We start from the raw sequence: 12,431 nt of genomic DNA on the forward strand, positions 1-12,431 counted from the left end.
AGGAACAGACATGAAAGTCCGTAGATTATTATTACTCGGCCTGATGCTGTGGTTATCGGCAGCGATTGCCGGGCCTTTCCCCGTACCATTAACTATTTACCGTACCAGCGATAGACCCGCACAATATAGAGTTAACTGGGCAATCGTTGATATTCCTGAAGCCGATGCTAAAGCCCCTGCCGGTTATTGGTTCGGCAGCGCAGTGGGTCTTGCTGGTACTTTTTCTGTCATCCAAAGTGAAATCTGTGAAAATACAATATGCGCGACCAAAGTTAAACCGGGTGAAACTATCAGTGCTGCCGCGATGCGCGCGTACAATAAAGGCCCCACGACCACCTATTACCCTGCCGCCGGAGGACGAGATGGCACCTGTATCGCTTTCGGTGGTATCCCACAAGGCAATACCTCGTATGCCAGTGCGATATTACCGACCGGCTGCATGCGGCTGCCACCGGCCAATCTGTATTGTTTTATTGTCACGCCAGATATCAACCTTAATCATGGCACTATCGCGCTCAAAGATGTCACTCGCTCCACGGCAACGGCAACGGTAAATATCAATTGCTCACAACAAAATAACGTTAAATTAAGCCTTGAAAGCAAACTTACTTATGTGCAGCTCAATAATAATTACGCAAAAGCGAATATCTTAATCAACAATAAACTGCCGGGAAAACAACATGCGTTGCCGATTGGCTTATCCTCATTGACGATTACCAGCCAGTTAGAGGGCATTAACCAAGGTGGCAACTATTCAGGCTCCGCGGTGTTAATTATTGAACCGATATAGCCCCTTTCTTAATGGCTGCACAGCGGCCATTGCCTACCTAAGTTGAGCTAACACTCATTGGCCCTCGCAGTGCTGCGCTTAATAAACGTGCGGATGGATCTAAAGTCAAATCCTTTAGCTTGTCACAATGTGTTTCTAAGTGTATTTTTATGCACCTAATTTGCATAAAAATATCAAGAATAATCCCAGGAGAAACACCATGTTGAAACGTTTTGCACTGTTCGGCGCCCTGTTGGCGCTGTCGGCAACCGCAGCTCAGGCCACCACTTACACCGTCGGCTCTGGTGGTACCTATCGCCCATTTGAATTTGAAAATGCCCAGAAACAGCTCGAAGGCTTTGATATCGATATTATTAAAGCGGTGGCGAAAGCAGAGAATTTCGACATCAAACTGGTGAATACGCCGTGGGAAGGCATTTTCGCCACGCTGAATTCAGGCGATCGCGACATCATCATTTCCGGCATTACCATCACCGATAAGCGCAAGCAGATGGTGGATTTTTCCGCACCTTACTTCCCGGCTGAACAAGCCATTGTGGTACCAGAAAATACGCAAGTTTCGTCACTGGAATCGCTGAAATCCATCAACGTTGGCGTAGTGAACTCCAGCACCGGCGATATCGTGGTTTCGGATGTGCTGGGCAAAAACAGCACTGCAATTAAGCGCTTCGATAACACGCCATTGATGTTACAGGAACTGTATGAAGATGGCATCGGCGCGGCAGTTGGCGACGTGGGCGTGGTGAAGTACTACATCAAAACTCACCCAGAAAAGCAGTTCAAACTGATCTCGGATAACACATTCCAGCGCCAGTATTTCGGCATTGCCGTAGCAAAAGGCAACGACGAGTTGCGCACTAAGATTAACGCTGGTCTGCAAAAAATCGTTGCTGACGGCACTTACGCCAAAATCTACGCCAATTGGTTTGATAACAACGTACCGACGCTTCCTGCGCAGTAAGTTCCGCTTGTCGTCACGCTTGAAAGGACGTTTTTTATGACAGGATTTCGCTGGGAAATCATCCAGGAGTATATGCCGTTGTTTATCGACGGCGCGATGATGACCCTAAAATGTACCCTGATTTGTGTCATCACCGGCACCTTGTGGGGCTTAACCTTGGGCTTAGGTCGCCTGGCGCAAGCGCCGCATGGCCCGTGGAAGTACATTTTGCATTATGGCGTACAGTGGCCGGTGCGCATTTACATCAGCGCCTTTCGTGGTACGCCGCTGTTTGTGCAGATTATGGTGGTGCACTTCGCGCTGATTCCGCTGTTTATTAATCCGCGCGATGGGGTATTGGTGGCAAACGGCATTATGTCGGCTGATTTTGCCCGCTCTCTGCGTGCCGATTACGGCGCGTTTCTCTCCTGCGTGGTGGCGATCACTTTGAATGCCGGTGCGTATGTTTCAGAGATTTTCCGCGCCGGCATTCAATCGATCGATCGTGGGCAAATGGAAGCCTCGCGTTCACTCGGCATGCCGTATGGCCGCACCATGCGCCGTGTGATTTTGCCGCAGGCGTTTCGTCGCATGCTGCCGCCGCTGGGCAACAATGCCATCGCGATTGTAAAAGATTCCTCACTGGCTTCGGCAATTGGTCTCGCCGATTTGGCCTACGCCGCACGCACGGTTTCCGGCGCTTATGCCACCTATTGGGAACCGTATCTGGTGATTTCACTGGTGTATTGGGTGTTCACCTTCGTGCTGTCGCTGCTGGTTCGTTACATGGAAAAGAGGTTTGGCAAAAGTGATTCACGTTGAAAATTTACAGAAAAACTTTGGTGCAACCTCAGTACTGAAAGGCATCAGTTGCGACATCGCGGCACAGGAAGTGTTGTGCGTCATCGGCCCTTCCGGCTCGGGTAAAAGTACCTTCCTGCGTTGCCTCAATGGACTGGAGAGCATCGAAGGCGGTCGCGTGGTGGTGAACGGTTTTGAAGTGCAAAACCCGAAAACCAACATCAACACGCTGCGGGAACACGTTGGCATGGTGTTCCAGCGTTTCAACCTGTTCCCGCACATGACAGTGCTGGAAAACCTGATCATGGCACCGATGGATGTGCGCAAGCTGTCGCGCCAACAAGCCATTGAGCAAGCCAAAGTGCTGCTGGCGAAAGTCGGGCTGGAGGACAAAATCGATGCGTGGCCGAACAGCTTGTCGGGCGGCCAACAGCAGCGTGTGGCGATTGCCCGCGCGCTGGCGATGGAACCGAGCATTATGCTGTTTGATGAACCGACTTCCGCGCTCGATCCCGAATTGGTTGGAGAAGTGCTCAGCGTGATGAAAATGCTGGCGCAGGAAGGCATGACTATGGTGATCGTCACCCACGAAATGGGCTTTGCCCGCGAGGTGGCCGACCGCGTGCTGTTTATGGATCAAGGGATTATTCAGGAGATGGATACGCCGGAGAAGATTTTCACGCAACCGACGAATCCACGTACGCAGGCGTTTCTCAGTAAAGTGCTGTAAGGTCGCGATTATTAGCGACCAAGCTCTCAGGCGGCTCAATCAGCCGCCTTTACTGCGCAATATGCACCCGCTTTTTAATATCTTTCAGAAACAGCGTAATAGTGAACGTCATCATCACCAGCAGAGACCATGCTCCCCACTTCCCTACATGCACCGTTGCCCAAGCGCCCAGTTGATTGGGATATTGCCAGACGCCAAAGAAGGTGCCGAGATTTTCCGCCAGCCAGATAAAGAAACCAATCAGGATAAATGCTACCAGCAGTGGCATACGGAATGGCCGATCGTACGGGGTAAATACCACGCTTGAGCGTGCATATAACCCCAACGCCACCGCCGCAATGTACCAGCGATAATCGCCGATAAAGTGATGGGTGAAGAAGTTGGCATACAGCGCCAGTGAAAGCAGCACGGCATAAATAATCGGCGGATGGTGGCGAATTTTGAGATCCATTAAGCGCCAGCACTGAATGATATAGCTGCCCACCGCCGCGTACATGAAACCGCTAAATAGCGGCACGCCGCCGATTTTACTCCATCCCGCTTCTGGATAGTGCCAGGAACCAATCGCCGATGAGGTTTTGAATAATTCCAGAGCAAAACCGAGCAGATGAAAGAGCGTGATGGCTTTCAGTTCATCCCAACTTTCCAGCTTGCTTAATACCATGATGAGTTGAATCACTACGGCGATCAGCAGCAACACGTCATAACGTGCAAGACCGAATAATCCGGTGCGTGGCACGCTGAAAATCGCCATGAAAAATAATCCAGCAAATAAGCAGGCACGCGCTTCTTTGATACCGAACCAGAGGAACTCCAGCGAAAACCGTCGCATACCGGTTAACTGCGTGGCAGGAGGATGAATAAGAAATGAATCAAGGCGATTATGCACAAAGCACTCCGTGTAATGAGACGATCCTGGGAGTTGAGCATAATCAAAAAGCCAATCAGCGTCGCGTAAATGCCGCTTAAGTTAAACGCTTTTCGGTCACCATAAATGGCGACCCTACAAAGGACTGGCGCGGTTTTCGTAGGGTCGCCATTCATGGCGACCGATTCAACACGCAGAGTTACCCCAACGACAATTTCCGTTGCGGATGCGAGGCGGGCAGTTGGCTTTGTTTACCAAAAATCTTCTCGCGCAGGGTGCCATCTTTATAGGCCGTTTGCGCCAGACCGCGTTTTTGCAGCACCGGCACCACGTGTTCCACCCATTCATCCCACCAGCCCAACGTGGTGACCGGCACGACGTTGAAGCCATCGACGCCGGCATCAGCGAACTGTTGCACCTTATCAGCAATCTGCTCTGGCGTACCGGCGAAGCGGCCTGGCAACAGCGCATGCTGGATTAAGTATTCGCGCCACGTCAGCACCCGGCCTTGACCATAATCGGCATCCACGGCAATGCGGAATTTTGAACGCATATGCGGGCTGAACGCTTCGCGACGGCTTAACTCCGTCAGTGGCGTATCGGGATCAATATTCGCCAGATCGATACCCGATCCACCGCTGTAGAATCCTTGCAGCGCGTTGATATCAATGTTGTCGAACAGATGTTGTTGTTTGCGCTTAGCCTCTTCTTCGGTAGAGCCGATCACCGTCGAGAGCATCACCAACTTTTTCAAATCTTCCGGCTGGCGACCAAAGTCCACCACGTCCTGATTGAGGGTCGCGATGTCTTTGCGCGCAGTGTCCGGCGTTTGTGACGGCAGGAAAGTGACCTCCGCGTTGCGCGCGGCAAAGCGCCGTCCCGCATCTGAGTTTCCGGCCTGGAAAAATACCGGGCTGCGCTGCGGCGACGGCTCAACAATGTGCGGCCCTTCCACCCGATAACGCTTACCAACGTGATTAATCTTGTGGATCTTATCGGCATCGAAAAAGCGATTGGTGGCAGGATCGTGCAGCACCGCGCCCTCTTCCCACGACAGTTCCCACAATTTATACGCCACATCCAGATACTCTTGCGCCCATTCGTAGCGTTCATCGTGCGCCACAATGTCCTGATAGCCGTAGTTGCGGAATCCATTGGAGAGATACGAAGTCACAATATTCCAGCCAATGCGGCCACCCGTGAACTCATCCAGCGACGAAATCTGCCGCGCAAACGAGAACGGATGCGCCTGAATCACGTTGCTGGTCACCACTAAACCCAAATGTTCGGTCACCAAACCCAGTGCCGACAAGATGGTGATCGGATCCGGTTCAGGAAACTGCGTACCCGCCTGGATGGTGGTTTTGCCGTCGCCATATTCGATGTCATACACGCCGACCACATCGGCGATAAACAAGGTATCGAACAGGCCTTTCTCCAGCGTTTTCACCGTCTTCACATAAGCATCAAGCTGGTTGTAGCCGTATTGCACTTGCCCTTCCGGTGTGCGCCAGTAACCGTGGCTGTGATGGTTAGGCGTGAGATGCAAAAATCCGTTATAAATCAATTCACGTGACATATTCGCTCCAGTAACAACGTTAGACGGTTTCCAGCGCAGCCAAACGCGGCAGCGAGGCAAGTAACTTTTGGGTGTAAGGATGGCGTGGGCGGTAGAACACCTCGTCGGCGGCGCCCTGCTCAACTGCCTCGCCATTTTGCATCACCAGCACACGGTCGCTCATATGATGGATAACGCCGAGGTCGTGTGAAATAAACAGATAACTGACGCCAAGTTGCGCCTGTAAGTCGCTCAGTAGATCGAGGATTTGCGCCTGAATGGTGACATCCAGCGCCGAGACTGCTTCATCCAGCACGATCACTTGCGGATGCGTGGCGATGGCGCGGGCAATCGCCACGCGCTGCCGTTGACCGCCCGACATGCGCGCCGGCCACTGAGTCAGATGTTCAACGCCCAAGCCAACGGCATGCAGCAGGCTAATCGCCCGTTCGCGCGGCGTTTGCGTCGCGGGATGCCGATCCAATGCAATCGCATCCAGCAAAATGTCGCCCACGCGCCAGCGCGGATCAAAAGACGAAAGCGGATCCTGATACACCACCGCAATCTGGCGGCGAATGGCACGCTGTGCGGCAACCGACGCGTGGCTCCATGGCTGACCAACAAACAACACTTCGCCGCTGTCCGGCGCTTCGAGCGCCAGTGCAATGCGCGATAAAGTGGTTTTACCCGATCCTGATTCGCCGACAATGCCCAAGGTTTCGCCGCGTTTGAGTGAAAACGACACATCCGCCACCGCGGGATGTCCACGGAAGCGCTTCACGATATGGCGTGCTTCCAGTACCACTTCCGTTGATTGCGTTGTCGTCTGCGCGGGCGCGTTCGGCGCGACAGCGGAAAGTCGCTGCCCTTTAGTGTGTTCGCTGGGAATGGCGTTAATTAATCCCTGCGTATAGGGATGCTGTGGCTGCTGTAGCACCTGCTGTGCCGCACCGGCTTCGACGATCGCGCCGCCCTGCATTACCAGAATGTGATCGGCAATTTTTGCCACCACGGCTAAGTCATGGCTGATGAGAATCACGCTGGTGCCGCGATCTAGCATCTGCCGCAACACCTCCAGCACCTGCGCTTGTACCGTCACATCCAGCGCGGTGGTCGGTTCATCGGCGATCAGCACATCGGGATGCAAGGCAATCGCTGAGGCGATCAGCGCACGCTGGCGCAAGCCGCCCGACAATTCACCTGGCCGCTGTTTAGCGCGATATTGCGCCTGCGGCACGCCAACTTCTTCCAGCAGCGCGTGCACTTTTTGCTGGCGGCTGGCGGCATTGCCCCAACCGTGCAGCGCCAGCGCTTCGGCGATCTCTTTGCCCACCGGGCGCAGCGGATCGAGTGAGACCAATGCATCTTGCAAAATAAAGCCGACCTTGCGGCCGCGCACCTTACGCCACCAGTTGTCGCTGCGCTGAAGCAGCGTTTCGTCGTGCAGATTCAGCGTGTTGGCCTGCACCTGCAAACCGTCACCCGCTAACCCCACCAGCGCGCGGGCGGTCACGCTTTTACCCGATCCTGATTCGCCGACCAGCGCCAGACAAGTGCCGCGTTGCAGGGTAAAACTGACGTTTTTCACAATATGGCGCGGCGCTGAATTATCACCGCGCGCCCAAATGTTCAGGTCGCGCACTTCAATCATGTGTTTGCTCATCAGCGCTTCTCCCCTTCGGCTCGCTGCTGGATGTAGCGGCCGATTTGCGTAAATGACAGCGCCACCAGCACAATCGCAATGCCCGGCAACACTTCCAGCCACCAGGCGACGGTGACGTTTATTTTTCCCGCTTCCAGCAGCGCGCCCCATTCCGGCGACGGCGGCACCACGCCCAATCCGAGAAACGATAAGCCAGATGCCCACACCACCGATTGGCCAATGCCGAGTGCTACCAACGAGAACAGCGGCCGGAATACGTTAGGTGCGATGTGCTGGGTAAACAATCGATGCCACGGATGGCCGAGCGCACGCGCCGCTTCGACATACCCGGATTGCTTGACTTGTAGCGCCTGCGCCCGCACCAACCGTGCATAGCCCGGCGCGGTGCCAATGCCGACCGAAATCAACAGGCTGCTGGCGGAAGGCCCAAGTAACGCGACAAACAGCAGCGCCAGCAGCAAAGTGGGAAACGCCAGCAGGATTTCCAACAGCCGATTAACCGGTTGCGCCAGCCAGCGCGGGCCTAATGCCGCACTGAAGCCCAACACCATCGCGCCAAACAGTGCGATGGTCATAGCACCGATGCCAATCAGCAGCGACTGGCGCGTGCCCCAAATAATGCGGCTGTACAAGTCGCGGCCAATGTCATCGGTGCCGAGCCAGTTGGCCCACGAAGGGGCTTGCAGCGCGCGATACAGATCGGTGGTAAACGGATCGTGGGTCGCCAGCACGCCGGGCGTGATGGCCGCGACAATAAAGAACAGCGCCACAAGGCCCGACAGCAGCACCGAAAGCGGCAGGTGCCACGCCAACCGTTTTACCTGCGGCGTTGCGAAATCAGAGAATTGAGTGCTCATGAACGGCCTCGCAGACGCGGATCGACGATCAGGTAAATCAGGTCAACCGCCAGGTTAATCACGATGTAGAGGAAACTGATGAGGATCACGATGCCCGACACCAGCGCAAAATCCTTGTTACTCACTGCGTTGACCAGCACGTTGCCCAGTCCGGGACGCGCAAACACCGCTTCCACAAGCACCGCGCCAGACAGCAAATTGCCAATCGCCCAACCGCTGAGCGTGATGGCCGGAATCAGCGCGTGGCGTAACACGTGGCGCAGCCGCACGCCCGCCAAACTCATGCCGCGCGCCCGTGCCGACAGCACAAACGGCTGCTGCATGCTGCGCTCAAATTCGCCGCGAATCGCATGTCCAATAAATCCGGCCAGCGGAATCGCCAGCGTGATGGCAGGCAGCACGGTGCCCAGCCAGCTGGTGCCGCCGACCACCGGAAACCAGCGCAAACCAATGGCAAAAACAATCAGCAGCAAAATGCCAATCCAATACTGCGGCAATCCGGCCATCACGGTTTCTACTGCGGAACCCAACGCCGCCAGACGCCGGTTGCGTCCAGCCGTTAACAACGTCCAGGGAATGGCGATAATCCACGCCAGCAGCAACGCGGCAATCGCCAGGGTAAAGGTTGGCAGCAACTGCTCGGCGATGATGTGCACCACCGGACGCTGCAACTCAAAAGAGAAACCGAAGTCGGCGTGTAACAACTGCCAGAAGTAGTGCAGATACTGCTCGGCAATTGGCTTATCAAAACCATATTGCGCGTTGATCGGCGCCAGTTCTGCCGGCGTGCGTTCAATCACCTGGCCGGAGGTGATATTCAGCAGAATGGTGGCACGATCGCCTGGCAACACCGACAGCACTAAAAAGGTGACAGTAATGGTGCCCCACAACACAAATAGTGCGGCGGCAATGCGCACGATGAGGGTGCGCAGCAGCGTGGTACGTTGATCGTGCGGCGCGGCAACCGGTTCGACGCGGGCGTCGCGGTTCTGCGACGTGGAAGTGATGTCACTCATGGCTTCTCCTGCACGAAATAGGCATCGTTAAAGTTCAGCAATCCGTTGCCCTGATCCTGCCAAAGCCCACGAATGTTGTTGGCGATGGCCACGTTGTAGGTGAAGTTGTAGCCGCCGATGGCAATCGCCTGATCGTCAAACCACTTTTGCAGCACGTCGAACTTCTGTTGACGCAGTTGCACATCCGGCTCGCGCTGGGCATCAAGGATTTGCGCTTCAACTTCGGGATTATTGAAAAAGCTGGTGTTGTTGCCATTGAACGCGCCGTTTAGCGCATGGTTGTAGACGATGTCGAGGATGTTGGGCGACGGCCACACCCAGTAACCAAAGCTGATTTCTTTATCTGCCGGACGCGAGCGCGCACCGGCAAAGCCTTCGGTTTGCGTCAGCGGTATCAAATCGAGTTTAATGCCCACGCGTTTGACCTGATCCTGCACTGCCTGCAACATCAGCGCGCCTTCCTGATCGATGATTGCCGAGATAAACGGCAAGCGTGCATCCAGTGTTTTGCCATCTTTGCTGCGATAACCGGCGGCATCGCGTCCGGTCCAACCTGCCTGATCCAGCAGTTGATTGGCTTTGGCGATATTCAGTGAGTAACGGTCGTCAACATTGAGATACAGCGGCGTGCTCTTGCTCAGCGAGCCGTTGCCCTCATACGGCATCGCACCCTTAAACACCGTTTTGACGATCTGTTGGCGATCCAGCGCGTAAGCAAATGCCTGGCGCACCCGCTGATCGATAAACGGACCGCGTTGCACGTTAAACGAGAACGCCTGCGGCCGCCCGGTAGCGACGTAGGACAGCGTTTGATAGTGGCGTTGCAGCGCTTGCCACTGTGCGGATGGCGGTTGATAAATCACATCCGCGCCGCCACTCACCAGTGCGCCCCACCGCGTGGTGGCGTCTGGCACGAACTTCCACTCCAGATGTTTGATGTACGCCGGGCCATTGTGGTGCGCGTTTGGCGGTGCCCAGCGATAATCGTCATTGCGTACAAAGCTGATACCATCGCCTCTGATCCAGCGCGCCACTTTCCACGGTCCGGTGCCCACCGGTCGTAAACACTTTTGCTCGCTGCTGTTATGCGCCAGCGAATCCGGAGACTGAAATCCGTAATGCCCATTGGCCAGCACGTTGTAAATTTCAGGATTCGGCTCGGATAAATGCAGCGCCACGGTATAATCATCGACTTTGCTAAATCCACTCATATAGGTAAAACCGTGCCAGCCAATTCCTTTTTGCCACGCCGGATAATTGGCAATGACCGCATCAGCATTAAATTTATCGCCATCAGTAAATTTAACGTCGCGACGTAAATGGAAAGTAATGGTTTTACGATCGGCGGATTCACTCCAGCTGGTCGCCAGCCAGGGACGAATTTGTCCATTATCGTAACTGACCAAATAATCAAATACCTGACGCGATAAATACGCTTGCTGCACCCAACCGCCCCACAAGCACGGCGGTTCCTGCTCATGTAAATACACCAGCGTGCCATCGCTGGAAGTGGCTAATGGCGTCTGCGCGCTGGCGCTCATCGGCAACGCACAACTAAACGTCGCCCATATCGGTATCAATAACCGCTGAAGAGGCTGATATCTCATTTCGCTACATTTCCCGGCAAAAGACTAATAACAGATTTCGCGTGGATCTATTCCGCTTGAAATTATATTTTCTGGAAATTAATGGATAACTTTTGGAATAGGGTTTGAATAGAGCACAGTTCTAAAGCGCGGCAAATAACAATAGTGGCAGTAAATATGCAGAAAGAAATTATGAGTTCCATATAGTGAAATAATCGGCGATTAGTCATTGACCGAAATAGCTTACGCAGAAAAAGCATTAATTCGCGCCCGCTGACGATGACATAGTATTGAGCAATTACTGTGCAGGAGAGCAGCGTTATGTCGCAAATCGAATCAGGTTGGGGAGCTGGCCCGACATCCCGTTATGAACAGTTGGCGGAGCGGTTCCGTCCAGTATTCAGAAAAATACGCGCGGGCGCGATTGACCGTGAGTTACAGCGTCAGTTACCGCTGGAGCAGATTGAATGGTTGAAGCATAGCGGCTTCACCGCGTTGCGCGTGCCGGAGAGCGCGGGCGGTCTGGGCGCGACGCTGCCTGAGCTGTTTGCGCTGCTGATTGAACTCGGCGAGGCGGATTCCAATCTAGTGCAATCGATTCGCGGACATTTAGGCTTCGTGGAAAACGTCTTGAACAGCGGTAGCAGCCCGTTCCGTGATAAGTGGCTGACGCGCCTTGGACGCGGCGAAATCGTTGGACCTGCGTGGAGCGAAACCGGCGATGCACGCCAGTCCGAATTCTCCACGCGCATTGAGCGTCAGGGCGACAATTGGCGGCTTAACGGTCGCAAGTTTTACACCACCGGTTCGCTCTATTCCAATTGGATTGACATTGGCATCACGGACGAAAATGGCAAAGGCATCTCCGTGACGGTGGCTCGCAGCGCGGCGGGCGTGACGGTATTGGATGACTGGAATGGCTTCGGTCAAACCCTTACCGCGAGTGGCACCGCCATTTTCGACAACGTTGCCATCGCCGCCGATGATCTCAATGAAGAGGTGCATTTCCGCTATTCACCGGCGTTCTATCAGTTGATTCACCTGGCGACGCTGGCCGGCATTGGCCGCGCACAAAGCGGTGAAGTGGCGCAACAGGTCGCATCACGCACGCGCACCTACAGCAACGGCAACGCACCGCGAGCCGCGCAGGATGCGCAGATTTTGCAGGTGGTCGGACGTTTACGCGGCGCGGCTTATAGCAGCGGTGCGATTGTGCTGCACGCTTCCAGTGCAGTTCAGCGCGCATATGATGCCCATTTTAGTGGCGATAAAGCGTTAGAAGATGATGCGGTGGCGATCGCCGAGCTGGAAGTGTCGCAAGCGCTGAATGTGGTGAGCGACCTATTGCTCAATGCCAGTTCGACGCTGTTTGATGCGCTGGGCGCGTCGGCCACGCTGAAACCACTGGCGCTGGACCGCTTCTGGCGCAATGTTCGCACCCTTTCTTCACACAATCCGCGTATTTATAAAGATCGCATCGTCGGTGATTTCGCGGTTAATGGCACATTGCCGCCAGAACAGTGGCGCATTGGTGTGGCAGATAAATCCTCTGTGTAAACGATATGGATGGCCGCACTATCCCGTAGCGGCGCAATTTATTGCGTTGTGTTGACCTTTTAAAA

Annotated in this window: 11 protein-coding genes; 5 read left to right on the forward strand and 6 right to left on the reverse strand. The window is 54.5% G+C overall.

Annotated elements, in window-relative coordinates:
* Positions 1–10: 10 nt before the first annotated feature.
* From ACPUC7_RS01725 to ACPUC7_RS01740, 4 genes are all read left to right on the forward strand, one after another.
* Positions 11–790 (forward strand): MrpH family fimbial adhesin, encoded by a 780-nt coding sequence (locus tag ACPUC7_RS01725; RefSeq protein WP_494921535.1) that lies wholly within the window; start codon positions 11–13, stop codon positions 788–790.
* Between the two features lie 199 nt (positions 791–989).
* Positions 990–1,751 (forward strand): basic amino acid ABC transporter substrate-binding protein, encoded by a 762-nt coding sequence (locus ACPUC7_RS01730; protein ID WP_494921536.1) that lies wholly within the window; start codon positions 990–992, stop codon positions 1,749–1,751.
* Positions 1,752–1,787: 36 nt separating this feature from the next.
* Positions 1,788–2,552 carry an amino acid ABC transporter permease gene (locus ACPUC7_RS01735; RefSeq protein WP_343553893.1) on the forward strand — a complete coding sequence of 255 codons (765 nt, stop codon included), beginning with the start codon at positions 1,788–1,790 and terminating at the stop codon, positions 2,550–2,552.
* Entirely contained in the window at positions 2,539–3,261 is a 723-nt protein-coding gene (locus ACPUC7_RS01740) for an amino acid ABC transporter ATP-binding protein (RefSeq protein WP_494921934.1), read from the forward strand. Before ACPUC7_RS01735 ends, ACPUC7_RS01740 begins: the two co-directional genes overlap by 14 nt.
* Before the next feature lie 49 nt (positions 3,262–3,310).
* Here ACPUC7_RS01740 and ACPUC7_RS01745 read toward each other — a convergent pair whose 3' ends face one another.
* From ACPUC7_RS01745 to ACPUC7_RS01770, 6 genes are all read right to left on the reverse strand, one after another.
* Positions 3,311–4,150, reverse strand: coding sequence for a DUF817 domain-containing protein (locus tag ACPUC7_RS01745; RefSeq protein WP_494921537.1), 840 nt, complete (start codon positions 4,148–4,150; stop codon positions 3,311–3,313).
* 178 nt (positions 4,151–4,328) lie between these two features.
* A complete protein-coding gene (locus tag ACPUC7_RS01750; protein WP_494921538.1) occupies positions 4,329–5,708 on the reverse strand; it encodes an NtaA/DmoA family FMN-dependent monooxygenase in 1,380 nt (459 codons plus the stop codon).
* Between the two features lie 19 nt (positions 5,709–5,727).
* A complete protein-coding gene (locus ACPUC7_RS01755; protein ID WP_494921539.1) occupies positions 5,728–7,350 on the reverse strand; it encodes a dipeptide ABC transporter ATP-binding protein in 1,623 nt (540 codons plus the stop codon).
* Entirely contained in the window at positions 7,350–8,207 is an 858-nt protein-coding gene (locus tag ACPUC7_RS01760) for an ABC transporter permease (protein ID WP_494921540.1), read from the reverse strand. The genes ACPUC7_RS01755 and ACPUC7_RS01760 overlap by 1 nt, the downstream gene beginning before the upstream one ends.
* Positions 8,204–9,223, reverse strand: coding sequence for an ABC transporter permease (locus ACPUC7_RS01765; protein WP_494921541.1), 1,020 nt, complete (start codon positions 9,221–9,223; stop codon positions 8,204–8,206). The genes ACPUC7_RS01760 and ACPUC7_RS01765 overlap by 4 nt, the downstream gene beginning before the upstream one ends.
* Positions 9,220–10,830 (reverse strand): ABC transporter substrate-binding protein, encoded by a 1,611-nt coding sequence (locus ACPUC7_RS01770; RefSeq protein ID WP_494921542.1) that lies wholly within the window; start codon positions 10,828–10,830, stop codon positions 9,220–9,222. The genes ACPUC7_RS01765 and ACPUC7_RS01770 overlap by 4 nt, the downstream gene beginning before the upstream one ends.
* A gap of 300 nt (positions 10,831–11,130) precedes the next feature.
* Between ACPUC7_RS01770 and ACPUC7_RS01775 the strand changes: the two genes are divergently transcribed.
* Positions 11,131–12,366, forward strand: a complete 1,236-nt coding sequence (locus tag ACPUC7_RS01775) for an acyl-CoA dehydrogenase family protein (protein ID WP_494921543.1) — start codon at positions 11,131–11,133, stop codon at positions 12,364–12,366.
* Positions 12,367–12,431 lie beyond the last annotated feature (65 nt).

The organism is Pantoea sp. CFCC18179 (assembly GCF_059412405.1).